Raw genomic sequence first — 25833 nt, 5'->3', positions numbered from 1 at the left:
GCCCCTGCAGGGTCCCGCCGCGAGCCTGCGAGTGGCGGGGGGCAGGGGGTCCTTCGTCAGTAGGTCGGCAGGGTCTTGTCGATGCGCGTGGCCCACGCCGTCACGCCGCCCTGGACGTGCACGGCGTCCCTGAAGCCGGCGTTCTTGACCGCGGCGAGCACCTCGGCCGAGCGGACGCCGGTCTTGCAGTGCAGCACGATCGGCTTGTCGTTCGGCAGCTGCGCCAGCGCGCGGCCGGAGAGGATCTCGTCCTTGGGGATGAGCGTCGCGCCGGGGATCGACACGATCTCGTACTCGTTGGGCTCGCGGACGTCGATCAGCTCGAAGTCCTTGCCCGCGTCCATCATGTCCTTGAGCTCGTCGACCGTGATCGTCGAGCCGGCCGCGGCCTCCTGGGCCTCGACGGAGACGACGCCGCAGAAGGCCTCGTAGTCGATGAGCCCGGTGATCGGCTCGGCCTCGGGGTCCTTGCGCACCTTGATCGTGCGGAAGGTCATCTCCAGGGCGTCGTAGACCATGAGCCGGCCGAGCAGCGTCTCGCCGATGCCGGTGATGAGCTTCACCGCCTCGGTGGCCTGGATGGCGCCGATGGTGGCGCACAGCACGCCGAGCACGCCGCCCTCGGCGCAGGAGGGGACCATCCCGGGCGGCGGGGGCACCGGGTACAGGTCGCGGTAGTTGGGCCCGTGCTCGTTCCAGAAGACCGAGACCTGCCCGTCGAAGCGGTAGATCGAGCCCCACACGTAGGGCTTGTCCAGCAGCACGCACGCGTCGTTGACCAGGTAGCGCGTGGCGAAGTTGTCGGTGCCGTCGACGATGAGGTCGTACTGGCTGAAGATCTCGAGGACGTTGTCGCTGTCCAGGCGGGTCTCGTGCAGCCGGACGTCGATCAGCGGGTTGATCTCCTTGATGGAGTCGCGCGCGCTCTCGGCCTTCGACCGGCCGACGTCGGACTGCCCGTGGATGATCTGCCGCTGCAGGTTGGACTCGTCGACGACGTCGAACTCGACGATGCCGAGCGTGCCGACGCCCGCGGCGGCCAGGTACATGAGCACCGGCGAGCCCAGGCCACCGGCGCCGACGGCGAGCACCTTGGCGTTCTTGAGCCGCTTCTGCCCGTCCATCCCGACGTCCGGGATGATCAGGTGGCGGCTGTAGCGGCGGACCTCGTCGATCGACAGGTCGGCGGCGGGCTCCACCAGGGGTGGCAGGGACACGCTTGCTCCTCAGGGGTCGCGGACTCCGGCCCTGGCCGGTGTTTCGTGCGCACAACAGCGTGACAGGACGCCTTGTTCCCCCGGCCCGGAGGTCCCTCAGCCCGCAGGGTCCTCAGCCCTCGAGGTCCCTCCGGGCGTACCGGGCCAGCCCGGCGGCCGCCAGCACCGCCGCGACGGCGAGCATCCCGGCCGCCCCGGCCACGTCGAACGGTTCGGCGGGCACCGCCGCGAGGTGCGCGAACGGCGAGGTCCCCCGGACCCACCCCGGCCACCGGAAGCTGTCGGCGAGGACCAGCAGCAGGTAGCCGCCGGCCGCGGGCAGCACGCCGACGGCGAGCACGGCCGACGGCAGCCAGCCCAGCGCGAACAGCGCCGCGCCCAGGCACAGCAGCGCCACGGGGACGACCGACAGGGCGCCGGCCAGCGCCTCGCCGAGTCCCAGGCCGGCGCCGACCCAGGCGGCGCCCGCCCAGGTGGCCGTCCCGGCGGCCGCGGCGACGACCACGGCACCGGTCGCGACCGCACCCGTCTCCCAGGCCACCCAGCGCACCCGCCCGACCGGCCGGCTGTAGAGCAGGGTGAGCCGGCCCGACGTCTCGTCGGCGGCGACGGCCGCCACCCGCGCGGCGGCGTACGCCCCGACGGGCACCGCCAGCAGGGTGAACAGCGACGCCGCGTAGCCCTGCACCGAGGCCAGCCGGTCGAACCCGGCGGCGGCCGCCATCTCCGCGAAGACCGGGTTCTGCCGCAGGAAGTCGACCATCGCGGTCGCGAGCAGGCCGATGAGCAGGAAGTAGGCGGCGACGCCGAGGGACCAGGTCGCCGTCGGCCGGCGGGTGCGGTGCACCGCGAGCCCGGGCAGCGAGCGCAGCAGCCGGCTCGGCGCGTGCGCCCGGTCGGCCCGGTGCCACCGGCCGGCGCCGACGTCGCGCGAGCCGGACAGGGCGACGGCCAGCACGGCGGGCACGGCCACGAGGACCGCCAGGACGAGCAGCGGCGCCCCCCGGTCGGCGGCGTAGGGCGCCACGCGGCCGAGCAGCCCGAACGGGCTCGCCCACTGCAGCCAGGACAGCGCGGCCACGCCGTCGCCCGCCATCCGGGCGAGCAGGCCGGCGAGCACGACGGCGACGGCGAGGCCCGTGGCGGACCGCCGCTCGGCCAGCAGCTGCCCGGCCAGCACGCCGAGCGCGCCGCCGGCCATGGCGGTGCCGCCCACGACGGCGCCGAACAGCGCCGCCCCGGCCGGCGCGGTCCCGGCGAGCAGCATCCCCGCGACGACGGCCGCGCCGACCACGGCACCCGCCCCGAGCAGGACCCCGAGCGCGGTCCGGGCCAGCGTGGCGAGCCGGACCCGGCCGGCGAGCAGGAGGTCGGCCCGCCCGGCCTCCTCCTCGCCGCGCGTCAGCCGCGTCCCGGCCAGCGCGGCCCAGACGCCGGCCAGCACCAGCGCGACCGTGCCGGTGCGCCAGACGGTGAAGCCGCCGGCGTCGTCGAGGGCGAGCGGCGGCCCGAACAGCGTGCGGATCGCGGGGTTGTCGGCCAGCGCGGCGAGCGAGTCCAGGCCGACCGCGCCACTGAGGGTCTGGCGGTACTGCTGCGCGACGAACGCGGTCAGCCCGCCGCACAGCAGCGCGACGACCACGGTCCCCCGGAGCACCGAGCGGACCGCCACCCGCCGGACCGCCGTCGCCGGCCGCGCCGGGGCGACGGCGGGACGCCGGCCGGGGACCGCGCGCGGCACGGTGCGGGTCGTCACGCCGCCCGCCCGTAGTAGTCGAGGAAGATCTCCTCCAGCGACGGCTCGCGGACGTCGAGGCGCACGACGTCGGCGTCGCCGAGGACGCGCAGCACCGGGCCGGGCGGGCCGGTGAGCGCGAGGGTGACCTCCAGCGGCGTCGTCCACCGGACGTCGGCCACCCCGGGCAGCTCGGCGAGCCGGGCGAGGCCGGGCGCGGGGCCGGCGAGCTGCACGGTCACCTCCGAGCGGCGCAGCCGGCGCAGCTCCGCCAGGCCTGCGACCTCCACCAGCCGGCCGGCCCGCAGGATCCCGACCCGGCTGCACACCGCCTCGACCTCGGCGAGCTGGTGGGAGCTGAGGAAGACCGCCTGCCCGCGGGCGGCGGCCTCGGCGATGCAGGCGCGGAACTCCCGCTCCATGAGCGGGTCCAGGCCGCTGGTCGGCTCGTCGAGGACCAGGAGCGGGGCGCGGGTGGCGAACGCGGCGACGAGGGCGACCTTCTGCCGGTTGCCCGTCGAGTAGGCGCGGGCCCGCTTGCCGACGTCGAGGGCGAACCGCTCGACGAGCTCGTCGCGGTAGGCGGCGTCGGTGCCCGGGCCCACCCCGGCCAGCAGGTCCAGGCACTCCCGGCCGGTCAGCGACGGCCACAGCGCGACGTCGGCCGGCACGTACGCGAGGTGCCTGTGTGCCTCCGCGACGTCGGCCGCCGGGTGCCCGAACACCTCGGCGCGGCCGGTCGTCGGCCGCAGCAGCCCGAGCAGCATGCGGACGGTGGTGGACTTGCCGGCCCCGTTGGGCCCGAGGAATCCGAAGACCTCACCGGGCGGGACGGTCAGGGAGAGGTCGACGACCGCCTCGGTGGCGCCGAAGCGCTTGCCGAGGGAGTCCAGCAGGACTGCGGGGACGTCCGGAGTCGTCATGGTCATCCGATCGGCTCGTCGGGATCACCACTGCCGACCAGACTCCCCGGCGCGCCGGCCCCGGAGGGTAGACCCGGCCCGCGCCCGGCGGGAGGGCTCCGCGCCCCAGGTCAGGGGAAGGGCCAGGCGTTCTTCACGCAGCCCTCGAGGCCGAGGGTCTGCTGCTGCATCACGGGGGCGACCTGGCCGGGACCGGGGCAGTCCTGGTGGCCGTTGCCCAGCGCGTGCCCGACCTCGTGGTTGACGACGTACTGGCGGTAGGTGGCGACGTCGCCCTGGTAGTCGGGGACGGCGGTCTCCCAGCGGGCCAGGTTGATGACCGCGCGCTCGCCGTAGCGGCAGGAGGTGTAGCCGCCGGTGCCCACGCCCGGGCAGTAGCGCTCCATGCTGCCGGGGCTGACCAGGCTGACCCGGAAGTCGTAGGCGCCGGCGTCGGTGGTGTCGACGCGCTGGAAGGACATCCGGCCGCCGCTCCCCCACGATCGGGGGTCGCCGAGGGTGGCCTCCACCGCGGCCGCGAACGCCGCGCCGTCGACGCCGATGCCGTCCTCCACCTCGACGACGAAGCGCTGCAGCGGCCCGGTGCCGTACACCCCCGAGCTGCCGGGGACGAGCGCCACGGTGCCCGCGCCCTGCTCCACGTACGTGCCGGCCGCCGGCGCCGGCAGGCCGGTCGGGCCGGCGTCGCCCTCGGCGGGCGCGGTGGGCGCGGGGGTGCCCGTCGGGGTCGTGCCCGGCGTCGAGGAGGCCGCCGACGAGGAGGTCGCCGTCGGGGCCACCGACCCCGTGCTGCCGGCGGTCGCGCCCACCCGCGCCGGCGTGCCCGGGCCGAGCAGGTCGAGCACCGTCAGCACGGTGGCCACGACGAGCAGCGGGATCGCGTAGGCGCGCCAGCCCCAGCGGGCCACGAACCGGCCCACCGGGCCGCGCCGGCGCCGCTGCGGCCGCGCGTCCCGGCGGCCGGCGCCGGGACGCACCTCCGGCTCCGCGGGGCGCGGGGAGCGGGACCGGGCCGGCGCGTCGCGGCGGTCGGCCGCGGGCGACGGCGGGCGCGCGGACGCCGGGCGGGAGGGCAGCGGCGGGAGCGGCGGGAGCCCGCGAGCCGGTTCCCTCCCGGTCCGGGCCCCGGGGGGCCGGCCGGGCGGAGGACCTGCCACGGTGCCGCCTCCTCGCCGTGTCGGGCCTCGCGGCCGGGGGGCCGCCGGTCGTCCTTCCGGTCACGCAGTGTCGCGGGCGGCGTCACCGCGCGTCCAGGTCAGGTTCTCACGCGTCACACGAGACCCGTGCGACCCGTTGGTGGCGCGTCGCGCGGCCCGGCTCAGCCCGCGCGCGCCTCCGGCTCGTCGTCCTCCTCGGCCCCGGTGGCGCCGTCACGGTCCCCGGCGTCGAGGTCGCCGTCAGCGCGGTCCCCGGCGTCGAGGTCCTCGAGCAGGCCGAGTACCGCCCGGGCGGTCTCCTCCGGCGCCTCGAGCATCGCCACGTGGCCGACGGTCTCCAGGACCAGCAGCCGGGCGTCGGGGACGGCCGCCGCCACCCGCGGGGCCAGCCGCGGGTCGACCAGCCGGTCGCGGTCGCCCCACACCACCAGCGTCGGCATCCGCAGCGCGCGGGCCAGCCGCCAGGCGTTGGCCCGGCCCACCCGCAGGTAGGAGGTGATCAGGCCGCGCATGCTGCGGGTCAGCGCCCGGTTGGCCCACTCCTGCCGCGCCCGCTCGCGGGTCTCCTCGACGGCGGCGTCGATCCGCTCCGGCGGTACCCGCGCGGGCTCGCCGAAGCACATCTGCAGCATGCCGCGCACCGACTGCTCCGGCGTCACGCCCGCCAGCCGTCGCTCGGCGACGCCCGGCACGCCCGGCAGCAGGAGCAGCAGCAGCGCGCGGCTGAACGCCTGCGGCACGCGGTAGACCGGCATCGCCGGGGAGACCAGCGTCAGTGACGCGACGAGGTCCGGCCGGCGGGCGGCCACCAGCAGGCTGACCAGGCCGCCGAGGCTGTTGCCGAGCAGGTGTACCGGCCCGCCCTGCCCGTCGCCGGGCTGGTCCCGGACGTGCTCGAGGACCTCGACCACCGCGCGCACGTGCCCGCGGATGGAGTACGACCCGCCGGTCGGCGGCTGCGAGCGGCCGAACCCCGGCAGGTCCACCGCCCACCCCGCGCAGCGGACGGCGAGCAGCGCCGCGAGGTCGGTCCAGTTGGTGGACGCGCCCCCCAGGCCGTGGACGTACAGCGCGCGCTCCCGTGGCGCCCCTGGCACCCCGGCCCACGGGGTGGTGCGGACGTACACGCTGCCACCGCTGACCGGCAGCTCCTCGCCGGGCCAGGCGTCCGGCGGCGCGTCCGGGACGGGCAAGGGCGCCGTCGAGAGCCGGGCGGTGGACGACGGGGCGATCGACGGGGGCGCCGGCGGGCGGCGGCGCACACGACGGACCTCGGGCACGCGGCGAACGGTATGCCAGCCGGAGGTGTCGCGTGGAGCCGGTGACCCGCCGGTAACATCCCCGGGACCATGCAGTCCTCCCGACCGGCCCCCGTCCGCCGCACGTCGCGGCTGCCCCGCGGCGCCCGCCGGCTGCAACTGCTGCAGGCCGCCCAGGAGGTCTTCGTCGCGCACGGCTTCCACGCCGCCGCGATGGACGACATCGCCGACCGCGCCGGCGTCAGCAAGCCCGTCCTCTACCAGCACTTCCCGGGCAAGCGGGAGCTCTACCTGGCGCTGCTCGAGCAGCAGGTCACCGAGCTCACCGACCGGGTGCGCGAGGCGATGGCCGGCACCGAGGACAACCGGCAGCGCGTGCACGGCGCCGTCGGCGCCTACTTCGACTTCATCGACGCCGAGGGCGGCGCGTTCCGGCTGGTCTTCGAGTCCGACCTGCGCAACGACGACGACGTGCGCGCCCTGGTCGACCGCGGCAACCGGGCGTGCGTCGAGGCGATCGCCGAGGTCATCGCCGGCGACACCGGCAGCTCCCCGGAGCAGGCGCACCTGCTGGCCTCGGGGCTGACCGGCCTGGCCGAGACCAGCGCCCGCTGGTGGCTGGCGCAGAAGGGCACGGTGTCCCGCGACGAGGCGGTGTCGCTGATGTCCGCGCTGGCCTGGCGGGGCATCTCCCGCTTCCCGCGGGTCGAGGGCGAGCCGGCCGCGAGCTGATCCGGTCCCGCGCCGTGCCTGTTCGCTGAGGGCACAGGCGCACGCCGGGGCCGGGGACCCCGCGCTGGACTAGCGTGGTCGGCAGCCGTGCAACCCGAGGAGGCATCCCCCGTGGAAGTCAAGATCGGTGTCCAGCACTCCCCCCGGGAGCTGGTCGTCGACAGCCCGAAGACCCCTGACGAGATCGCTGCCGACGTGGCCGCCGCCGTGTCCGGCGGCACGAAGGACGGGCTGTTGACCCTGGAGGACGAGCGGGGCCGCCGTGTCCTCGTCCCGGTCGACCGGATCGCCTACGTCGAGATCGCCCAGGCCGACCAGCGCCGGGTGGGCTTCGTCGCCGGCGCCTGAGACCCGCACGTCCCGACGGGGCGTCCCCGCATCCCGCGGGGGCGCCCCGTCGTCGTGTCACCGCGGGGAGTTCGACACATCGGCCCCGGTGCAGGGGCCCGCGCCGAGCGTGCGAGGCGTGGGGGGCAGCGGGGTCCTTCCGGGCACGTGGCCGCGGTGCGATCCGGGAGGATCGCATTGTCACGGCCTCACGGGTTGAGGCCGAGGGTCTTCATGCGCTCGGTGTGCGCGGCGGTGATGCGGTCCACCAGCCGGACGACGCCGGTCAGGTCGCCGGTGCCGCCGATGATCAGCCGGGCCAGGCCGTCCCGCTCGGCGATGACCGCCTGCGACTGGGAGATCGCCTCCCCCACCAGCCGGCGCCCCCACAGCGCGAGCCGGCCGGCCAGCGTCCGCTGCGCGGCGATCGCGGCCCGGACCTCGCGGACGGCGAAGTCGGCGTGGCCGGTGTCGGCGAGCACCTCGAGGATCAGCGACCGGTCCGGCTCGGGCAGGGAGCCCGCGATCTCGCGGTAGAAGTCGGCGGCCAGGCCGTCGCCGACGTAGGCCTTCACCAGGCCCTCGAGCCAGGTGCGCGGCCGGGTGCCCTCGTGGAAGCCGTCGAGCGCGGCGACGAACGGGCGCATCGCCTCGGTCGGCTCCGCGCCGAGCTCGGTCAGCCGCTGCGCCAGCCGGTCGTGGTGGCCCATCTCCGCGGCGGCCATGCGCGCCAGCGCGGCGCGGCCGGCCAGGGTCGGCGCCATCCGCGCGTCCTCGGCCAGCCGGTCGAACGCGGTCAGCTCCGCGTAGGCGAGCACGCCGAGCAGGTCGACGACGGCTCGGGTGTCGACCGTGGTCACGTGCCACCTCCGGGTGGTGTCGGGGCGGACGGGGCCGCGCGGCGACCGAGGCTAGCCGCTGTCCGCGCTAGCATGGGGAACAGGCGGGCCGCCAGGCTCGCTGGTATCTGTGCGCTGACGAACGTCGGACGACGCCCTGAGGAGCCCCGACCGGGCACCGGGTGCGTCCCGGTCCTCCCCGGTCCGCTGGCCGCGTCGGCGCTGGAACGCATCCCGCGACACCCGACCGCGGAGCGCCCGGGCGACGACGCCGTCGCCCCCGGCAGCTCCCCCAGCCGACCAGAGGCGAGAGCACTGACCTCCATCGAGAACACCCCAACCGAGAACACCCCCACGCCGGGCACCGAGCTCGAGCACGCCGAGACCGGCGCGCCGGCCCCCGAGCAGGTCGAGCAGACCGTCGAGGCGCTCGGCGGCGCCCCCGTCGAGGAGACCGCGCCGCTGTTCAGCGACTTCGACGTCCACCCCGACGTCGTCGCGGCGCTGGCCGAGGCCGGCATCACCCGGACCTTCGCGATCCAGGAGCTCACCCTCCCGCTGGCGCTGGCCGGCAACGACCTCATCGGGCAGGCCCGCACGGGCACCGGCAAGACCCTCGGCTTCGGCGTCCCGCTGCTGCAGCGCGTCGTCCCCGCCGCGGAGGGCGGCGACGGCGTCCCGCAGGCGCTGGTCGTCGTCCCCACCCGCGAGCTGTGCGTCCAGGTCGCCCGCGACCTCGGCACCGCCGGCGCCAAGCGCGGCATCCGCGTGCAGGCCATCTACGGCGGCCGCGCGTTCGAGCCGCAGGTGTCCGCGCTGCAGGCCGGCGTCGAGGTCGTCGTCGGCACCCCCGGCCGGCTGCTGGACCTGGCCGAGCAGGGCCACCTCGTTCTCGGCAAGGTCCGCGTCCTGGTCCTCGACGAGGCCGACGAGATGCTCGACCTGGGCTTCCTGCCCGACATCGAGCGGATCCTCGGCATGGTCCCGACCCAGCGGCAGACGATGCTGTTCTCGGCCACCATGCCCGGCCCCATCGTCACCCTGTCGCGGTCGTTCATGACCCAGCCGACGCACATCCGGGCGCACGGCAACGACGAGGGCTCGACCGTCCCGCAGACGACGCAGTTCGTGTACCGGGCGCACAACCTCGACAAGCCCGAGCTGCTCGCCCGCGTGCTGCAGGCCCGCGGCCGCGGCCTGGCGATGGTCTTCTGCCGCACCAAGCGCACCGCGCAGAAGGTCGCCGACGAGCTGGTCGACCGCGGGTTCGCGGCCGCCGCCGTCCACGGCGACCTCGGCCAGGGCGCCCGCGAGCAGGCGCTGCGCGCCTTCCGCAGCGGCAAGGTCGACGTCCTGGTCGCCACCGACGTCGCCGCCCGCGGCATCGACGTCACCGGCGTCAGCCACGTCGTCAACTACCAGTGCCCCGAGGACGAGAAGACCTACGTGCACCGGATCGGCCGCACCGGCCGCGCCGGGCGCGAGGGCGTCGCCGTCACGCTGGTCGACTGGGACGACATCCCGCGTTGGCAGCTGATCAACAAGGCGCTGGACCTGCCGTTCGTGGACCCGCCGGAGACCTACTCGACCTCGCCGTGGGTCTACACCGACCTCGACGTCCCCGAGGGCGCCCGGGGCCGGCTGCCGCGCGCGCAGCGGACCCGCGAGGGCCTCGACGCCGAGGTGCTCGAGGACCTCGGCGAGACCGGCAGGAAGACGAAGGGCGCCGGCCGCGGTCCCGCGCGGGACGAGTCCCGCACCGAGGGCGAGCGCCCGGCCCGGTCCCGCTCGCGCCGCCGCACCCGCGGCGGCGGTGCCGCGGCCTCCGCCGACGACACGGCCGTCGCCGCCGCGCCCGCCGACACCGCGTCGGGTGAGGCGGAGTCCGGCGAGGCCCCCGCGGCCCCGGCCGGGGACGCGACCGACGGGTCCGGCGAGGGTGCGGCCACGCCGCGCCGGCGCCGTCGCCGCCGCGGCGGCCGGGGTCGCTCCGCCTCCGCCGCCTCCGGGGCCGAGGGTCAGGACGGCGACGGCGGCGACTCCGAGTCCGCCGCGTAAGACGCTGCATGGCGCTGCGTCCCCCGCCGCTGCGGGTGTGGGTCTGGACGGCGGCCACCCTCGCGCTGGCCGTCGTCGCCACCCTCCTGTGGCGGGGGTCGAGCGTCGCCGCGACCGACAGCACCACCGCCGCGGAGCCGCCGGCCCCCACCGCCGCGCCGGCCGGTGAGCTCGCGCCCGCCTGGTCGGTCGACGTCGACGTCCCGCTGCCGGACGCCGTCGTGGAGGGCGGCCGGGTGGTCGTGCCCGTCGCCGACGGTGTCACGGCGCTGGACCCGGCCACCGGCGAGGAGGCCTGGCACTACCGGCGCACCGACGCCGCGCTGTGCGGGCTCTCCGCCAGTGACGGGCTCGTCGTCGCCGTCTTCCGCACCGCGGACCGCTGCGACGAGGCGCTGGCGCTCACCGCGGCCACCGGCGTGCGCGCCTGGACCCGCAACCTGAGCCTGCGCGGCGACGCCACGGTCACCGGCGCCGAGCAGGTGGTCCTCGCCAGCAGCGACACCGGCGTCGTCGTGCTCGACCCGGTCGGGGACAACGTCCGCTGGCGGGCGGGGGCGGAGTCCGGCTGCACGCTGCTCGACACCGCCGCGGGCAGCGCCGGCGTCGCGGTGCTGCAGCGCTGCACCGGCTCGGCCGCCGTCCAGCTGCGGCTGTTCGACTCCTTCTCCGGCGAGGCCCGCTGGACCCGCGACCTGGCCGTCGCGGACGGCGCCGAGGTGCGGCTGGCCGGCGTGGACCGGCTGGTCGACGTGGTCGCCGGCGACGCCCTGCTGGTCCACCGCCCCGACGACGGCACGCAGCTGCAGGAGCTCGCGCTCCCGGCCGCGACCGACGGCGGCGCGGAGGGCGATCCGGTGCTGCAGTCCGGGATCGGCGACGTCGCGCTGGTGTGGGCGCGCGGCACCGTCTGGGCGCTGGACCGGACGAGCGGCGCGACGCTGTGGTCGCTGCCCGCCCTCGGCCTGCCCACCGCGTCCGCCGCCGGCAAGGGCGAGGTCGGGCAGGCCGGCGTCTGGGTGCCCGAGCCCGACGGGCTCGTGCTGCGCGACCCGGCCACCGGCGCGGAGGTCGCCCGGGTGGCCCTGCAGGACCCGCCGGCGCCGGGCGGGCGGGCCACCGTCGCCGGGCCGGTGCTCGTCTACGCCCTCCCCGGCCGGGTGCTCGGGTACGCCTAGTCCCCCGCACGGCGGCGCGGCCGCCGCGGGCGAGGTTCACTGGGGACCATGGTCCTGCCCGGCACCTCGCACAGCCCCGACCTCGCCATCGCCGCCGACGACCTGCGCCAGCTCGCCGACCACGACGCGACGCCGCGCACCCTCCCCGGGCGGGCCGGGCCGCTGGCCGCGCTGGACACCGGCGGCGACGGGCGCAGCGGCACCGTGCTGCTGGTCGCCGGCTACACCGGCAGCAAGGAGGACTTCGCCCCGCTGCTCGCGCCGCTGGCCGCCGACGGCTACCGGGTGGTGGCGATCGACCAGCGCGGGCAGTACGAGTCCCCCGGCCCCGACGACCCGGCCGCCTACTCGGTCGCCGAGCTCGCCGCCGACGTCGTCGCCGTGGCCGCCCTGCTGCGCGAGGAGACCGGCACCCCGCACCTGCTCGGGCACAGCTTCGGCGGGCTGGTCGGCCGCGGCGCCGTCCTCGCCGACCCCGGCGCCTTCCGGTCGCTGACCCTGCTCGGGTCGGGCCCCTCCCGGCTGGGCGGCCTGCGCGCCGAGTTGCTCGAGCACCTCGGCCCGCTGCTGGACTCCGGCGGCGTCCCGGCCGTGTACGCCACGCTCGAGCAGCTGGCCATGACCGACGAGCGCGCCCAGGCGGTGCCCGCCCCTACCCGCGCGTTCTACGCCCGCCGGTTCCTCGCCAACACCGCGGCGGGGCTGCGCGGCATGGCCGACGCGATGACCACCGAGCCCGACCGCGTGGCCGAGCTGGCCGCCACCGGCGTGCCGGTGCTGGTGGCCTACGGCGTGGCCGACGACGCCTGGCCGACGGACGTGCAGGCGGACATGGCCCGGCGGCTCGGCGCCCGGCACGAGGTCATCGCGGGCGCGATCCACTCCCCCGCCGTCGAGAACCCGCGCCGCACGCTCGAGGTGCTCGAGGCGTTCTGGTCCTCGGTGCCGGAGGGGACCCGGTGAGCGGCGCCCGGCCCTCGGCGCGGGACTGGACCGCCGAGGAGGACCTGCTCGGGTTCTTCGGGCCCGACAGCGTCACCTGGCGGGTGCACGCCGACCCGGTCTACAGCGTCGGCGGGCTGCGCGCGCTGCTGCTGCAGGCGCTGCACCCGGTCGCGATGGACGGCGTGGCCCGCAACTCGGTGTTCCGCGCGTCGCCGTGGCAGCGGCTGGTGCGCACCGCCGAGTACGTCGACACGCTGACCTTCGGCACCCGCCGCGAGGCGGTGCGCGCCGTGCGGCGGGTCCGCGGCATGCACCGGCGCCTGGGCGGCACGGAGGAGACCACCGGCCGCACCTACCGCGTCGACGACGCCGACCTGCTGCTGTGGGTGCACAACTGCGAGGTCGACTCGCTGCTCGACGTGGCGCGCCGCACGGGCGTGGTCACCCCCGCGGAGGCCGACCGCTACGTGGCCGAGCAGGTCACCGCCGCCGAGCTCATCGGGATCGACCGCGCCGACGCCCCCGACTCGGTGGCCGCGCTCGCCGGCTACTTCGAGCGGCTCCGGCCCGAGCTCACCCTCACGGCGGCCGGGCGGGAGGCGTGGCGCTTCCTCGTCGTCCCGCCGATGCCGCGCTGGGTGCAGTTCCTGACCCCGGCCCGGCCGGCCTGGGGGTCGCTGGCGTCGCTGGCGGTGGCCACCCTGCCGCCGTGGGCGCGCCGGATGGCCTCGCTGCCCGGGCTGACGCTGACCGACACCGCGGCGACGGCGGCGCTGCGGGCGTTCCGCACCGGGATGCTCGCGCTGCCCGACCGCGCCCGGCACTCCCCGATCCGGCGCGCCGCCTTCGAGCGGACGGCGGGCGCGGTCGAGGTCGGCGCCTAGATCTCGGCTGGGGCGTCGTCGGCGGGCAGGAAGCTCCACGTCTCCCGCGGCGGCGTCGCCGCCTGCCCCACCGGGCAGCTGGGCCGGAAGTCGCACCAGCCGCACTGCCGGCCGGGGGCGGCGGGGAACGCCTCGTCCGGCGGCACACCGTCCTCCATCCGCCGGGTGGCGACGGCGATGTCCTCCGCGACGTCCTCGGCCCGGCGCACGTGGTTGGCCAGCGACCGCTCGGTGTGCTCGAAGGAGGCCACCGTGCCGCTGGGCAGGTGGTGCAGCTCGACCCGGCTGCACGGCCGGCGCAGCGTGCGCCGCACGCCCAGCACGTAGGCCGCCAGCGCCGCCGACCCGCGCGCCTCGTCGTCGGTGCTGGGCACCCGGCCGGTCTTGTAGTCGACCACGACCAGCTCGTCGCCGCGCTGGTCGATGCGGTCCACCCGCCCGGTCAGTGCCAGCCGCTCGGTGGTGCACGAGACCTGCCGCTCCAGCCCGACCGGCTCCTCGGCGGGGTCCAGCGACTCGACGTAGCCGGTGACCCAGCCGGCCGCGGTGGCGCGCCAGCGGGCGGCCTGCTCGTCGTCGCGGAAGCCGTTGGCCGACCAGACGCCGTAGAGCAGCTGCCGGGCGGCGACGGCGGTGCGCCGGCCCCGCGGCAGGTCCCACCACGAGCGCAGGGCGGCGTGCACGGCGGAGCCGACCGTGTTGTGCGCCCACGGCGGGCCCTTGGGCGGCGTCGGGCGGTCGACGTAGGCGAAGCGGTAGCGGCGCGGGCAGTCGGCGAAGGTGGCCAGCTTGCTCGGCGTCGCGGGGAACAGCCGGCGCGGCATGCCGGGCATCTCGAGCTGCGCGCCGTCGGACTGCCTCACCCCGCCACGCTAACCGGCGGCGGCGCCTCAGCCGGCCAGGGGCACGCTGCTGGTGGACGCGGCCACCAGCGCCTCGTACTGCTCCGGGTCGGTGGTGCACGCGCCCAGCGGCGTCGCCTTGTTCGCGCCGTGGTGGTCGCTGGACCCGGTGACCAGCAGCCCGAGGTCGGCGGCCAGGCCGCGCAGGTGCTCGCGCTGGGCCGGGTCGTGGTCGGGGTGGTCGACCTCCAGCCCGACCAGCCCGGCGTCGGCCATCGCGGCGATCGCGGCGTCGTCGACCACCCGGCCGCGGCGGGTGGCCAGGCCGTGGGCGAACACCGGCACGCCACCGGCCGCCCGGACCAGCCGGATCCCCTCCAGCACGTCGGTGTCGGCCTTGGTCACGTGGTACGGCCCGCCCTGGTGCAGCAGCGTGGTGAAGGCCGCCTCGACCGACGCGACGACGCCCGCCTCGACCAGCGCCCGGGCCACGTGCGGGCGGCCCACCACCGCGCCGCCGCTGGCGTCCAGGACCCGCTGCCACTCCACCGGGTAGCCGGCCGCGGCGAGCGCGGCGACCATCCGCTGGCCGCGGGTCAGCCGCTCCTCGCGCAGCCGCCGCAGCTCGCCGGCCAGCTCGGGGTGCCCGGGGTCGAACAGGTAGGCCAGCAGGTGCACGCTGACCGGCCGCCCCTCGGCGGGGAACCAGCGCGCGGACAGCTCCAGCCCCGGGACGACGGTCAGCCCCTCCGGCCGCGCCGCGGCGGCCTGCGCCCACCCGTCGGTGGTGTCGTGGTCGGTGAGCGCGACGACGTCGAGGCCGGCGGCGCGGGCGGCGGCCACGAGCTCCGCCGGGGTGTCGGTGCCGTCGGAGACCGACGAGTGGGAGTGCAGGTCGATGCGCATCGGCGTCCAGCCTCCCCCAGACGAGCGCGCGCTGCTCAGGCCCCCGGCAGGCGCGGGATCGGCTGGGTGTCCTGCCGGGGCGGCGCCGCGGCGGGGCGCCGCCCGTCGTCCGGGTTGCCCTCGTCGTCGCCGGCCGCGGCACCCCCGCCGTCGCTGCCGAACAGCAGCTCGCTGACCTCCCGGTAGAGCAGGTCCGCGCGCGGCAGGAAGGTGATCTGCGACAGCGCCTGCTGCGAGCCGGCCGACTCGAACCGGAAGGTGCCGTAGCCCAGCAGCTGGCCGGGGACGGTCTCCTTCCAGGTCAGGTCGGTGATCCGGCGGAGGGGCAGCAGGCTGACCGTGCGCGCGACGATCCCCGAGGTCAGCAGCACGCGGCGGCGGGTGACGATGAAGTGCCGCATCCACCACTCGCCGGCCCGCAGCGCGAACCAACCGAGGGCGCCGACGACGACGAGCAGGCCGACGCCCGCGCTGACCCGGTTGTCCGGGTCGAGGGTGAGCACCCACAGCCCCACGAGCAGGACGGCGACCGCCTTCACGCCCGGCCAGAGCAGCACCGCCCAGTGCCGGCGGGTCGCCACGACCGCCTGCTCGCCGGGGAGCAGGTACTTGGCGGCGTCCTTGGCCCACCGCGGCGGGCGGCCGCCGGCCGGGCCGCTCACGGCGGGGTCAGACGAGCGAGCCGACGAAGGCCGCGATCGACGACGCGGCGCTGCCGAGCGCCTCCCCGGCGCTGCGCACCACGTCGGCCGAGGCCTCGGGGCGCTGGATGACGTAGAACACGACGAAGGCCACCGCCAGCCAGACGAGCACCTTCTTCAGGTTCACCGCCACCCCCGGGGGATCCGCTCGGACCGGCGGACGACGTGCCCGCGCGGGTCGGCCCGGAGGCCGGCCCCATGGGTAACACAGGCCCCACCACCCTCCGCCGGGACACGCCGGGCGGCGGACGGACGGGTCAGTCCCCCGGCAGCAGGTGCTCGCTGGGCGGGCCGAGCGGGAGATCCGGGTAGAGCCGTTCCCGCAGATCGAGCAGGCGCATCTCCTCGGCCAGCAGCCAGGCCGCCGACATCGGCCACATCACCAGCCACAGCCACACGCCGAACGCCTCGCCGACGAAGGCGGCCCGGTCGTCGGAGGTGGGCACCGCCCACAGCGGCGCGTGCTGGCCGGCGGCCTCCACCGACGCCGACGACGGGCCGGTGATGACGCCGCCGGGGTCCAGGCCCGGCAGGCCGGCGTAGCCGCAGCCCACGCCCATGCCCGGCTCCTCGGCGACCAGGACCAGCTCCGCCGACCCGCCCAGCGGTGCCGGGCCGGCGCAGCCGACGACGATCGCCCGCGCCCCGGGCTCCCCGCCCCAGGCCAGGCCGGTCACCGACCAGCCCGGCGGCACCGGGTCGGGCACCCACGCCGGCACCCGGGCGTCGGCGGTCACCGCCGCGATCGCGTCGTGGGCGATGAGCGTGGTGTGGTGCAGCGGGGTGACCGCGCCGTGCACGTGGCACCAGGCCACCGCCGAGTCCCCGGGGCGCACCACCAGTGGTTCGCCACAGCGGGGACAGACCGGGGAGGCGCTCATCGCAAGACACCGTCCTGTCACTCGGGGCTGACGTCAAGCGCAGGCGGACGGCGCCGTCCCGCCTCGCCGCGTTCCCGGCCGCGACCCCCGCCGCGGGCCCGGCCGTAGCCTGCCGCCGTGGCTCCCGACTCCCCCGGCGACCGGCTGCCGGTGCAGGCCTGCGTCGGCGCCGTGGTCCTCGACGGGGCGGGCCGGCTGCTGCTGGTCCGCCGGCGCAACGCCCCCGGCCGGGGGCTGTGGTCGGTGCCCGGCGGGCGGGTGGAGCCGGGCGAGACGCTGACCGCGGCGGTCGCCCGTGAGGTGCGCGAGGAGACCGGGCTGGCGGTCCGGGTCGGCGCGGAGGTCGGCCGGGTGACCATCCCCGGCGACGGCGTCGTCTACGACGTCGTGGACTTCGCCTGCACCCCCGAGGACCCGGCTGCGGCGCCGGTCCCGGGCGACGACGCCGACGCGGTCACCTGGGCCGGCGCCGCCGACCTCGGCCGGCTGGCCTGCACACCGGGGCTGGTCGCGACGCTGCGCGGCTGGGGCGCGCTGCCGTCCTGACCGGTCCGGCGGCGCCCCGTCCGCTCAGGAGCGCGGCGTGGGCTCCGGGCGGCCGGGCTGCTCGCCGCCGCGGGCCTCGCCGTAGGAGCGCTTGGGCACCATGACCTTGCGCCGGAAGACGCACACGACGGTGCCGTCCTGCTTGTAGCCGATCGTCTCGACGTACACGACGCCGCGGTCGTCCTTGGACTTCGACTCGGTCTTGTCCAGGACGGTGGTCTCGCCGTAGACGGTGTCGCCGTGGAAGGTCGGCGCCACGTGCCGCAGCGACTCGATCTCCAGGTTGGCGATGGCCTTGCCCGACACGTCGGGCACGCTCATGCCGAGCAGCAGCGAGTAGACGTAGTTGCCGACGACGACGTTCTTGCCGAAGTCCGTGGTCTCCGCCGCGTAGTGGCTGTCCAGGTGCAGCGGGTGGTGGTTCATCGTGATGAGGCAGAACAGGTGGTCGTCGTACTCGGTGACGGTCTTCCCGGGCCAGTGCTTGTAGACCGCACCGACCTCGAACTCCTCGTAGTACCGACCGAACTGCATGTGCGCTCCTCCGACGTCGTCGTGCGGTGGACGGTGCCGACGTCGAGCGCGGGCAGGGGCCGTCCCGGGCCGGGCAGGCCAGTTGCCCACCACGCGGCGTCGGTGACCCATCTGGACGGGCGCCGATCCTACGATGCCCGGGTGGTCCAGCCGTCCCGCGCCGGCGACCCCGCGGAGGCGGACGTCGTCAGGCTCTCCAGCGGCGGGCGCCGCGTCCGCCTCGCCGCCTCCCTGGCCGTCCTCGCGCTGCTGCTCGCCGGGACGGTCTGGGGCACCGACGCCTCGTTCCCGTTCGGCCCGTTCAAGATGTACTCGACCCGCGCCGAGGTGGACGCGCCGGTGGTCTCCACCCGCGTCGTCGGCCTGACCGGTGAGGGCGAGGAGGTGCGCCTGTCCGGCGGCGAGGTGGGGCTGCGCCGGGCCGAGTTCGAGGGGCAGCTCCCCCGGCTGGTCGACGACCCGGCACTGCTGGTGACGCTCGCCGAGACCTACGCGCGCCGGCACCCGGACGCCCCCGACCTCGTCGAGGTGCAGGTGGTGCAGCGGCACTTCGAGCTCGCCGACGGGCAGCCGACCGGCGCGTGGACCGACCGCGTCCTCGTCGGCCAGGACCTGGGGGCCGGCGCGTGAGCCCCTCCCCGGTCACCTCCCTCGTGTCCGCGGTCCGTGGCCTGCGCGGCTTCTGGACCCGCCCGGTCCCGCTGGCCCGCATCGCGGTGTTCCGCACCATCGCCTACCTGTTCGTGCCGGTCGACGTCTTCCTCACCACCGCGTGGGTGCGCGCCCACGCCGAGGTGCCGACCGTCTGGTACCAGCCCCTCGAGATCGCCCGCGTGCTGCACCTGCCCACGCCGACGTCGACGGTCGTCCACGTCGTGCAGTGGGCGCTGGTCCTCACCGCCCTCGCCGCGGCCACCGGTCGCGCGCCCCGTCTGCTCGGCACGGCCGTGTTCGTGCTGTACCTCGAGTGGATGGTCATCGCGATGAGCTACGGCAAGGTCGACCACGACCGCATCGCCTACCTCGTCGCGCTCGCCGTGCTGCCCACCATCGGCCGGGTCCGCTGGCGCGACCGCCGCCGCTCCGAGGCGGCCGGTTGGGCGATGGCCGCGGTGATGGTGACGGTGATGCTCACCTACTTCCTCGCCGCCTGGGCGAAGATGCGCTTCGGCGGCTGGGACTGGGCGACCGGCTCGACCATCACCCGGGCGGTGATCCGCCGCGGCACCGCCCTGTCGGACTGGACGCTCGACGTCCCCGGCCTGCTCGTGGCCGTGCAGTGGGTGATGCTGGTGTTCGAGTTCGCCGCGCCGCTGATGCTGCTGGTCCGGTCCGACCGGGCCCGCGTCGCCCTGGTGGTGTTCCTGCTCGGCTTCCACCTGATGGTGTTCGGCGGGCTGCGGATCATCTTCCTGCCGCACTGCGTGGCGATCCTGTCGATCCTGCCGTGGGAGCGGGCGCCCGAGGCCCTCGCCGCGGTGCGCCGACGGCTGCAGCCCGGGCGGGCCGCCGCGCTGTCCGCCGCGGCACCACCCGGCTGACCCGGCGTCAGATCAGCGCCCCGATGCGGGCGGCCACGTCCGCCTCGTGCTGCTGGTAGGACGCGGCGACCGCGGTGAGCAGCCCGCCCATGCCGGTGAGCGCGTCGCTCACCCCCTGGGCCGAGACCCGCCACTGCTCGTAGAGCGCGGTGAACTGCACCGCGGCCTGGCTGTCGGTCCAGCCGTCGAGCACCGAGCTCGTGACCGTGCTCGACAGCGTCGCGTGACGCGCGGCGGTCTCGGCCGCCTCGGCCTGGCACCGCCCGGCCATCGACTGCAGCGTCCCGATGTCGATCCTCATGGCTCCTCCTGTCCGTCCCGGGTCCCTCCCGGGTGGCTGCGGACGCTAGGCCGGACCGGCCCCGGAGGCGCCCGGGCCGTCCACAGCCCCGGCCCCGTCCACACCCCGGGCCGGCCGGCCCCGCGGCGACCCCGCCGCCGGGAGCGTCGCGCCCGTGTCCGCTCCCCTCCCCGCCGGCGCCGAGGCCCGCTGCTGGACGCTGGTCGGCGCCGAGGGCGCCGTCGACGTCGAGGTCCGCGCTCCCGACGACGCCCGGCTCGACGCCGTGCTGACCCCGCTGGCCGCCGCTCTGGGCGCCGCGGCGACGGGCCTGTGGTCCGGCAGCACCCGGCTGCCCGGGGACCTCCTCCTGACCGACGAACGCCTGCTCCACGGCGCGGTCCTGGGCCTGGGCCGCCCGGTCCCCCGGGCCGGCGAGCCGGCCGCCAGCCCTCTGGAGCTGCACGTGGTCGGCGGGCCCGCCGCGGGCACCGCCGTCCCGCTGGCCACCGGCCGGCACGTGCTCGGACGCGGCGCCGGCGCCACGCTGTCCCTCCCCGATCCGGGGGTCTCCCGCCGGCACGTCGCGCTGGACGTCGGCGCCGGTGGCCTCACCGTGACCGACCTCGGCTCGACCAACGGCAGCCGGCTCGACGACGCCGACCTCGACGGCGCCGCGCACCCGTGGCCCCCCGGCGCGGTGCTGCGGCTGGGCGCCAGCTCGGTCACCGTCACCGGCCCGCGGGACGGCCGCGCGGGGCTGCGGCCCGGGCCGGGTGGCCGCCGACTCCTCCGCGCGGGCGTCCCGCCGTCCGCGCACCGCCCGGAGGTGGAGGTGGCGTGGCCGGACCCGCCCGCGGCCGCACCGCGGCGCCGGCTGGGCTGGGTGGCCGTCGTGCTGCCGGCGGTCGCCGGGGTCACGCTCGCGCTGGTGCTGTCGGCGCCCACCTTCCTGTTCTTCGCGCTGCTGGGCCCGCTGGTGGCGGTGGGCAGCTGGGCGTCGGACCGGTGGAGCGGGTCGCGCACCGGCCGGCGGGCCGCCGCGGCGCACGCCGGGGAGGTGCGGGAGGCCCGCGCCCGGCTGGCGGAGGCGGTCCGGGCCGACGTCCGGACGGCGCGGGCCGCCGTTCCCGACCTGGCGGCCCTGACCGCCGCGGCGCGCCGGCGGACCACCCTGCTGTGGTCCCGCGGCGCCGGGGACCCGGCGGCGTTGACCGTGCGGGTGGGGACCGGCGCGGGTCCCACGCGGGTGGTCCGCGTCGAGGCGGGCCGGAGGGTGCCGGAACCCGCGGCCGACCTGCCGGTGACCGTCGACCTGCGCCGCACCGGAGGCCTCGCCGTGACCGGCCCGCGAGAACCCGCGCTGGGGGTGGTGCGGGGGCTGCTGGCGCAGCTGGTCGCCCTGTCCGCGCCCGGCGAGGTCGACCTGGCGGTCCTCGCCTCCGCCGGGCGTGCGGCCGACTGGGCCTGGGCGCGGTGGCTGCCGCACCTGCCGGCCGGCGCGGTCTCGGCCGGTCTCCCGGGGTCCGGAGCGGACGCGGCGCTGTCCTCGTGGCCGGCCGGCCCGGCCGACGGGTGCGGGGACGCCGCGGGGACGCCGGTCCTCGTCGTCGACCGGCCGGTCGACCCGGCGCTCGCCGAGCTCCTGCGCCGGTACCGCGAGCGGGGTGCGGTGCTGCTGGCGCTCGCCCGCCGCGGCGAGGACCTCGGCGGCTGCGTCCCGGCCGTCCTCGAGGTCGGGGGCGAGACCGGCGACACCGGGCGGCTCGGGCTCGGGCTCGGCGACGGCGCGCGCCCGGTCGACGTCGCCGTCGACCGCCTGCCCCTCGCCGCCGCGGCGCGGCTGGCCCGCGACCTCGCTCCCCTGGCACCCGCCCGGCGGGCTGCGGGGCTGCCGGGCACGGTGCGCCTGCTCGACCTGCTCGCGGACGGCCGGGACGGGGCCGCCGGGGAGGTGCCGGTCGGCTGGTCGGCCACGCGGTCGTCGCTCACCGCGCGGCTGGGCGTGACCGGGGACGGGGTCGCCGAGGTCGACCTGGTGCGGGACGGACCGCACGCCCTGGTCGCGGGGACGACCGGGTCGGGCAAGTCCGAGCTGCTGCAGACGCTGGTCGCCGGGCTCGCGCTGGCGCACCCGCCCGACCGGTGCTCGTTCCTGCTGGTCGACTACAAGGGCGGCGCCGCCTTCGCCGAGGCCGTGGCGCTGCCGCACACCGTCGGCCTGGTGACCGACCTGGACGGCGCGGCCACCGCCCGGGCGCTGCGGTCGCTGACGGCGGAGCTCTCCCGCCGCGAGGCGCTGCTGGCCGCGGCCGGGGTCCCCGACCTCGCGGCGCTCCCGCCGGAGGTCGAGCTGGCGCGGCTGGTGATCGTCGTCGACGAGTTCGCGGGCCTGGCCGAGGAGCTGCCGGAGTTCGTCGCGGGCCTGGTAGGCATCGCCCAGCGGGGCCGCTCGCTCGGCGTGCACCTGGTGCTCGCGACCCAGCGCCCCGGCGGGGTGGTGTCCCCCGAGATCCGGGCCAACTGCTCGATGCGGCTGTGCCTGCGCACCACCGACGAGGCCGACTCGCGCGACGTGCTCGGCAGCGGGGTCGCCGCGTCGGTGCCGGCCGACCGTCCCGGCCGCGGGTACCTGCGCACCGGCAGCGGGCGCCCGGTCCCGTTCCAGGCGGCACGGGTGGCCCTCGGCCCCGCGGCGGCGGCCGCCGGCCCGACGGTGACCCGCTGGTCCTGGCCGGCGCCCCCGGCGCGGACCGCGCCCGGGACGCCCCTGGGCCCCACCGACCTCGCCCGGGTCACCGCGGCCACCACCGGCCACGCCGCGGCGGTGGGCGTGCGGCGGCCGCACCGGCCCTGGCAGCCGGCGCTCCCCGAGCGGCTGAGCACCACCGACCTCCCCGGCGCGGACGGGCCGCCGACGCGGCTGGTGCTGGGTGTCGTCGACCGCCCCGAGCGGCAGGCGCGGGAGCCGCTGCTGCTCGACCTCGACCGCGGCGGCGGCTGGCTGGCCGTGGGCGGTCCCGGCAGCGGCCGCACCACCCTGCTGCGGACCGTGCTGGCCGAGGCCGTGGAGCGGCTGTCCCCCGGCCGGCTGCACGTGCACGTCCTCGACCACGCCGGGGGGGCGCTGGCCGCCGAGGCCGCGGGCCTGCCGCACACCGGGACCGTGGTCGGCGCGACCGACGCGCTGCGCACCGTCCGGCTGGTGTCCCGGCTGGCCGGGGAGGTCGCCGGGCGCCGGGCCTCAGGACGTGCGGACGCCCCGGCCGTCCTGCTCCTGGTCGACGGCGTGGACGCCCTGCTGGCGCAGCTGGACGAGGCGGTCCCCGGGCAGGGCGCGGCCGAGTTCCTCCGGCTGGTCCGCGACGGCGGCGCGGCCAGGCTCACCTGCGTCCTGACCGCCGACCGCGCCGTCCCCGGGGGCCGGCTGGCCGCGGCCGTGGGGACCCGCCTGGTCCTCCCGCTGCCCGACCGCGCCGACTACGCCGTGGCCGGGGTGCCGGTCCGCGCGGTGCCCGGCGCCCGCCCGCCGGGCCGGGCGCTGTTGGGCGAGGAGGCGCTCGAGTGCCAGGTCGCACTCCCCCGGCCGCTGCGCCGCACCGCGCCGGCCGCCCCACCGGGCGCCGGGCCGCTGGTCGTCCCCGAGCTGCCGCCGGACCCGCCGCCGGTGCAGCCGCCGGCCGGGGAGGACACCGACCTGCTCCGCCGGGTGCCGCTGGGACCCGGCGGCGACGAGGGCGGCGTGCTCACCGTCGACCTGCTGCGCGCCGGCGGGCTGCTCGTCGTCGGCCCGCCCGGCAGCGGCCGGACCAGCACGCTGGCGGCGCTCGGCGCGACGCTGACGGCGGCCGGCGTCCCCGTCCTGCGCGTGGCGCGGGGCGGCCGGCCGGCACCGGACGGGCTGCCGGCGCTCTCCCCCGACGACGTCCCCGGCTGGCGGGCGTGGTCCGCGCGCCTGGCCGGGCGCCCGGGCGCGGTGCTGCTGGACGACGCCGGGACGCTCGCCGACTCACCGGTCGGCACCGCACTGGCCGGCGGCGACCGCTCCGGCGGCGAGGTGCTGGTGCTCGCCACCGGGACGGCCGGTGAGCTGTCCCCCGCCTTCCGCGGCCCGGTCGCCGAGCTGCGCCGCGGCCGCAGCGGGCTGCTGCTGTGCCCGGGCCCCGGCGACGCCGAACTCCTGGGCACCCGGCTGCCCCGGACCCCGGTGCCGGTCCGGCCGGGGTCGGGCTGGCTGGTCACCGCCGGGACCGCGCAACGGGTCCAGGTCGCCCGCGCCCGGCCGGAGCGGCCGTGACCGGCCGGTCAGAGCAGGTCGAGCGCCGGCCCGATCTCCTGCGTGGCGTACCAGGCCAGCTCGTGCCCCTCGGCCTGGTCGACGACGAACTGCGCCTCCTCGCTGCCGAGGTCGGCCTCGAGCACCACGGCGACCGCGGCGCGCACGTCCTCCTCGGCCTCGGCTCCGTCGACGTGCGCGCTGGCCACGTCGGCGAGCGCCACGTCGGCGGTCACCCGCACCGCGCCGGGGTCGGTGTCCGGGTCGTCGATCTCGGTGACCGAGCCGTCGGGCACGTCGGCGGCGAGCACGACCCGGCGGCGGGCGGCCGTGGGGTCGACGTCGACCAGCCGCAGGCTGGCCCGGGCGGCGGCGAGCAGCGCCGCGTACTCCAGCTCCTCGACGTCGGCCGCGGCGTCGCTGAGCGCGTAGTGGTCGCGCAGCCCCGGGGTGACGGCGAAGCCGGTATGCGGCCCGCTCAGCCGGCCCTCGTCCACGAGCGTCCGCAGGACGCTCGTCGTCGCCGGCAGGTAGATCCGCACCCGGCCGCTCCTCTCCTGTCGGGGAAGGCGACCGTATCCCGCACCTCCCGGCGCGGGTCCGCCGCCGGGTCAGCGCACGGAGTCGGCGAGCGCCCCGACCTCCTGCTCGACGAGGTCGGCCAGGACGTCCACGTCCCCGACGCCGTCCCGGTCGGCGTTGAGCCCGACGTGGACGTGCCCGTCGTAGCTGGTCATGCCGACCGCCAGGCCCTGCCCGCCGACCAGCGGGACCACGGGGAACACCTCGAGCATCCGGCTGCCGGCGGCGTACAGCGGCACCTGCGGGCCCGGGACGTTGGTGACGACGAGGTTGAACATCCGCCGCGACAGCCCCCGGGCGGCGCGCGCCCCCAGCGCGTGCAGCGTGGGCGGGGCGAAGCCGGTCAGCGCGACGAGCGTGTCGGCGCGCACCGAGCGGCCCGAGCCGGTCACCCCGCGCATCGCGTAGCTGAGGCGGGCCAGCCGCACCCACGGGTTGGGCTCCCCGACGGGCAGGTCGACCAGGTAGGCCGCCACGCTGCTGCCCGGCGCGTCCTGGTCCTCCCCCTGCACCGACACCGGCACCAGCGCGCGGACGGCGGTCGAGCCGAGCACCGGCTCGCCGCGGGACAGCAGCCAGTCGCGCAGGGCGCCGCTGAGCACGGTCAGCAGGACGTCGTTGATCGTGCCGCCGTGCGCCTTGCGGATCGCCTTGAGGTCCTCGAGGTCGGCGCGCGCGACGGCGACCCGCCGCTGGTTGCCCAGCGTGCGGGCGAGCGGTCCGTGCGGGGCCGGGACGACCGCCGAGCGGGCCGCCCGCACCAGCCCGCCGGCCACGCCCCGCACCCGGGCCGCGGTGGACCGCAGGTCACCGACCGCCGACCGCGCGGTCTCCAGCACCGCCGTCGGGCGCTGCACGTACTCCCCGAGCGCGTCGCGGACCAGCTCGACCCGCCCGGGCACCCGCCGCGGCGCCCAGTCGTCGGCCGCCGGGACCGGAGCGTCCGGCGAGGGGTCGAGCAGGACCTGCGCGATGTCGACGGCACCCAGGCCGTCGACCAGCGCCGGGTGGGTCTTGGTGACCACCGCGACCCGGCCACCGGACAGGCCCTCGACCAGGTAGACCTCCCACAGCGGCCGACCGCGGTCCAGCGGGCGCGAGGTCACCCGGGAGACCAGGTCGAGCAGCTGCGCCTCGGTGCCCGGACGCGGCACCGCCGACCGCCGGACGTGGTAGGCGACGTCGAAGTCGGGGTCGTCGGCCCACACCGGGTTGGCCAGGTGGCCCGGCACCGGAACGATCCGCTGCCGGTAGCGCGGCACCAGCGGCAGCCGCGCCTCGACCAGCTCGGCGAGGGTGTCGAGACCGCCCTCGACCGGCTCGAGGACCAGCACCCCGGCCACGTGGATCGGCACCCCGTCGTCCTCCAGGTAGAGGAACGACGCGTCCAGGGTGCTCAGCCGCTCGGCCATCGTCCTCCTCCGGATCGGGAGCCCACCGTACGTCGCGGACGGAGGCCGGCACACCCGCCGGACGGGTGGCCGCCGGAC

The 25833-nt window shown here is 77.5% G+C and carries 25 protein-coding genes; 10 read left to right on the top strand and 15 right to left on the bottom strand.

Annotated features, from left to right (window positions below; genetic code table 11):
* Positions 1-56: 56 nt before the first annotated feature.
* From moeZ to ACI8AA_RS18260, 5 genes are all read right to left on the bottom strand, one after another.
* Positions 57-1217 carry an adenylyltransferase/sulfurtransferase MoeZ gene (moeZ, locus tag ACI8AA_RS18280; protein WP_457045811.1) on the bottom strand — a complete coding sequence of 387 codons (1161 nt, stop codon included), beginning with the start codon at positions 1215-1217 and terminating at the stop codon, positions 57-59.
* Between the two features lie 112 nt (positions 1218-1329).
* Positions 1330-2973 (bottom strand): hypothetical protein, encoded by a 1644-nt coding sequence (locus ACI8AA_RS18275; RefSeq protein WP_457045810.1) that lies wholly within the window; start codon positions 2971-2973, stop codon positions 1330-1332.
* On the bottom strand, positions 2970-3875 hold the full coding sequence (locus tag ACI8AA_RS18270; protein ID WP_457045809.1) for an ATP-binding cassette domain-containing protein: 906 nt from the start codon (positions 3873-3875) through the stop codon (positions 2970-2972). Before ACI8AA_RS18270 ends, ACI8AA_RS18275 begins: the two co-directional genes overlap by 4 nt.
* A 110-nt stretch (positions 3876-3985) precedes the next feature.
* Entirely contained in the window at positions 3986-4852 is an 867-nt protein-coding gene (locus tag ACI8AA_RS18265; protein WP_457045808.1) for a DUF3152 domain-containing protein, read from the bottom strand.
* A 341-nt stretch (positions 4853-5193) separates the two neighbouring features.
* Positions 5194-6312 (bottom strand): alpha/beta fold hydrolase, encoded by a 1119-nt coding sequence (locus ACI8AA_RS18260; protein WP_457045807.1) that lies wholly within the window; start codon positions 6310-6312, stop codon positions 5194-5196.
* Positions 6313-6381: 69 nt separating this feature from the next.
* Here ACI8AA_RS18260 and ACI8AA_RS18255 point away from each other — a divergent pair, with 69 nt between their 5' ends.
* Positions 6382-7023, top strand: a complete 642-nt coding sequence (locus ACI8AA_RS18255) for a TetR/AcrR family transcriptional regulator (RefSeq protein ID WP_457045806.1) — start codon at positions 6382-6384, stop codon at positions 7021-7023.
* Positions 7024-7134: 111 nt separating this feature from the next.
* Positions 7135-7371 (top strand): DUF3107 domain-containing protein, encoded by a 237-nt coding sequence (locus ACI8AA_RS18250; protein ID WP_387991600.1) that lies wholly within the window; start codon positions 7135-7137, stop codon positions 7369-7371.
* Positions 7372-7559: 188 nt separating this feature from the next.
* Here the strand turns inward: ACI8AA_RS18250 and ACI8AA_RS18245 are convergent, their stop codons facing one another.
* On the bottom strand, positions 7560-8210 hold the full coding sequence (locus ACI8AA_RS18245; protein ID WP_387991597.1) for a ferritin-like fold-containing protein: 651 nt from the start codon (positions 8208-8210) through the stop codon (positions 7560-7562).
* A 72-nt stretch (positions 8211-8282) separates the two neighbouring features.
* On the opposite strand from ACI8AA_RS18245, the gene ACI8AA_RS18240 reads away from it, so the two are divergent.
* The 4 genes from ACI8AA_RS18240 to ACI8AA_RS18225 are packed head-to-tail and all read left to right on the top strand — an operon-like array spanning position 8283 to position 13254.
* A complete protein-coding gene (locus ACI8AA_RS18240) occupies positions 8283-10247 on the top strand; it encodes a DEAD/DEAH box helicase (protein ID WP_457045805.1) in 1965 nt (654 codons plus the stop codon).
* A gap of 8 nt (positions 10248-10255) precedes the next feature.
* On the top strand, positions 10256-11425 hold the full coding sequence (locus ACI8AA_RS18235; RefSeq protein ID WP_457045804.1) for an outer membrane protein assembly factor BamB family protein: 1170 nt from the start codon (positions 10256-10258) through the stop codon (positions 11423-11425).
* 48 nt (positions 11426-11473) lie between these two features.
* Positions 11474-12388, top strand: coding sequence for an alpha/beta fold hydrolase (locus ACI8AA_RS18230; protein ID WP_457045803.1), 915 nt, complete (start codon positions 11474-11476; stop codon positions 12386-12388).
* A complete protein-coding gene (locus ACI8AA_RS18225) occupies positions 12385-13254 on the top strand; it encodes an oxygenase MpaB family protein (RefSeq protein WP_457045802.1) in 870 nt (289 codons plus the stop codon). Before ACI8AA_RS18230 ends, ACI8AA_RS18225 begins: the two co-directional genes overlap by 4 nt.
* Here ACI8AA_RS18225 and ACI8AA_RS18220 read toward each other — a convergent pair.
* The 5 genes from ACI8AA_RS18220 to ACI8AA_RS18200 form a co-directional block, all read right to left on the bottom strand.
* Positions 13251-14117 carry a RecB family exonuclease gene (locus ACI8AA_RS18220; RefSeq protein WP_457045801.1) on the bottom strand — a complete coding sequence of 289 codons (867 nt, stop codon included), beginning with the start codon at positions 14115-14117 and terminating at the stop codon, positions 13251-13253. The two genes, ACI8AA_RS18225 and ACI8AA_RS18220, sit on opposite strands and share 4 nt — an antisense overlap.
* A 27-nt stretch (positions 14118-14144) precedes the next feature.
* Positions 14145-15002, bottom strand: coding sequence for a PHP domain-containing protein (locus tag ACI8AA_RS18215; protein WP_457045800.1), 858 nt, complete (start codon positions 15000-15002; stop codon positions 14145-14147).
* 35 nt (positions 15003-15037) lie between these two features.
* The gene (locus ACI8AA_RS18210) at positions 15038-15664 is read right to left on the bottom strand and encodes a PH domain-containing protein (protein WP_457045799.1); all 627 of its coding nucleotides are present in this window, start codon (positions 15662-15664) and stop codon (positions 15038-15040) included.
* A 7-nt stretch (positions 15665-15671) separates the two neighbouring features.
* The gene (locus tag ACI8AA_RS18205) at positions 15672-15836 is read right to left on the bottom strand and encodes a hypothetical protein (protein ID WP_456929373.1); all 165 of its coding nucleotides are present in this window, start codon (positions 15834-15836) and stop codon (positions 15672-15674) included.
* A gap of 124 nt (positions 15837-15960) precedes the next feature.
* Positions 15961-16584: a DUF6758 family protein gene (locus ACI8AA_RS18200; protein WP_457045798.1), complete on the bottom strand. Its 624-nt coding sequence runs from the start codon at positions 16582-16584 to the stop codon at positions 15961-15963.
* 117 nt (positions 16585-16701) lie between these two features.
* Here ACI8AA_RS18200 and ACI8AA_RS18195 point away from each other — a divergent pair, with 117 nt between their 5' ends.
* Positions 16702-17130 (top strand): NUDIX hydrolase, encoded by a 429-nt coding sequence (locus ACI8AA_RS18195; protein WP_457045797.1) that lies wholly within the window; start codon positions 16702-16704, stop codon positions 17128-17130.
* A 24-nt stretch (positions 17131-17154) separates the two neighbouring features.
* Here the strand turns inward: ACI8AA_RS18195 and ACI8AA_RS18190 are convergent, their stop codons facing one another.
* On the bottom strand, positions 17155-17664 hold the full coding sequence (locus tag ACI8AA_RS18190; protein ID WP_457045796.1) for a MaoC family dehydratase: 510 nt from the start codon (positions 17662-17664) through the stop codon (positions 17155-17157).
* 141 nt (positions 17665-17805) lie between these two features.
* Between ACI8AA_RS18190 and ACI8AA_RS18185 the strand changes: the two genes are divergently transcribed.
* Positions 17806-18294, top strand: a complete 489-nt coding sequence (locus ACI8AA_RS18185; RefSeq protein ID WP_457045795.1) for a hypothetical protein — start codon at positions 17806-17808, stop codon at positions 18292-18294.
* Positions 18291-19205 (top strand): HTTM domain-containing protein, encoded by a 915-nt coding sequence (locus ACI8AA_RS18180; RefSeq protein ID WP_457045794.1) that lies wholly within the window; start codon positions 18291-18293, stop codon positions 19203-19205. The genes ACI8AA_RS18185 and ACI8AA_RS18180 overlap by 4 nt, the downstream gene beginning before the upstream one ends.
* A 7-nt stretch (positions 19206-19212) precedes the next feature.
* On the opposite strand, the gene ACI8AA_RS18175 is transcribed toward ACI8AA_RS18180, so the two are convergent.
* The gene (locus ACI8AA_RS18175; RefSeq protein WP_457045793.1) at positions 19213-19506 is read right to left on the bottom strand and encodes a WXG100 family type VII secretion target; all 294 of its coding nucleotides are present in this window, start codon (positions 19504-19506) and stop codon (positions 19213-19215) included.
* 154 nt (positions 19507-19660) lie between these two features.
* Here ACI8AA_RS18175 and ACI8AA_RS18170 point away from each other — a divergent pair, with 154 nt between their 5' ends.
* A complete protein-coding gene (locus ACI8AA_RS18170) occupies positions 19661-23782 on the top strand; it encodes an FtsK/SpoIIIE domain-containing protein (RefSeq protein WP_457045792.1) in 4122 nt (1373 codons plus the stop codon).
* 8 nt (positions 23783-23790) lie between these two features.
* On the opposite strand, the gene ACI8AA_RS18165 is transcribed toward ACI8AA_RS18170, so the two are convergent.
* Positions 23791-24303: a DUF6912 family protein gene (locus tag ACI8AA_RS18165; RefSeq protein ID WP_457045791.1), complete on the bottom strand. Its 513-nt coding sequence runs from the start codon at positions 24301-24303 to the stop codon at positions 23791-23793.
* A gap of 69 nt (positions 24304-24372) precedes the next feature.
* Positions 24373-25755: a WS/DGAT/MGAT family O-acyltransferase gene (locus ACI8AA_RS18160; RefSeq protein ID WP_457045790.1), complete on the bottom strand. Its 1383-nt coding sequence runs from the start codon at positions 25753-25755 to the stop codon at positions 24373-24375.
* Positions 25756-25833 lie beyond the last annotated feature (78 nt).

The sequence above is a fragment of the Geodermatophilus sp. SYSU D01180 genome (assembly GCF_054050415.1).
This window is presented reverse-complemented; position numbering and strand designations above follow the sequence as displayed.

Bases quoted from the DNA above. Each gene is read 5' to 3' on its own strand.
- ACI8AA_RS18235 (WP_457045804.1), top strand. From the start codon at position 10,256: ATGGCGCTGCGTCCCCCGCCGCTGCGGGTGTGGGTCTGGACGGCGGCC.
- ACI8AA_RS18190 (WP_457045796.1), bottom strand. From the start codon at position 17,664: ATGCAGTTCGGTCGGTACTACGAGGAGTTCGAGGTCGGTGCGGTCTAC.
- ACI8AA_RS18240 (WP_457045805.1), top strand. From the start codon at position 8,283: ATGGGGAACAGGCGGGCCGCCAGGCTCGCTGGTATCTGTGCGCTGACG.
- ACI8AA_RS18200 (WP_457045798.1), bottom strand. From the start codon at position 16,584: ATGAGCGCCTCCCCGGTCTGTCCCCGCTGTGGCGAACCACTGGTGGTG.
- ACI8AA_RS18175 (WP_457045793.1), bottom strand. From the start codon at position 19,506: ATGAGGATCGACATCGGGACGCTGCAGTCGATGGCCGGGCGGTGCCAG.
- ACI8AA_RS18160 (WP_457045790.1), bottom strand. From the start codon at position 25,755: ATGGCCGAGCGGCTGAGCACCCTGGACGCGTCGTTCCTCTACCTGGAG.
- ACI8AA_RS18215 (WP_457045800.1), bottom strand. From the start codon at position 15,002: ATGCGCATCGACCTGCACTCCCACTCGTCGGTCTCCGACGGCACCGAC.
- ACI8AA_RS18270 (WP_457045809.1), bottom strand. From the start codon at position 3,875: ATGACGACTCCGGACGTCCCCGCAGTCCTGCTGGACTCCCTCGGCAAG.
- ACI8AA_RS18255 (WP_457045806.1), top strand. From the start codon at position 6,382: ATGCAGTCCTCCCGACCGGCCCCCGTCCGCCGCACGTCGCGGCTGCCC.
- ACI8AA_RS18230 (WP_457045803.1), top strand. From the start codon at position 11,474: ATGGTCCTGCCCGGCACCTCGCACAGCCCCGACCTCGCCATCGCCGCC.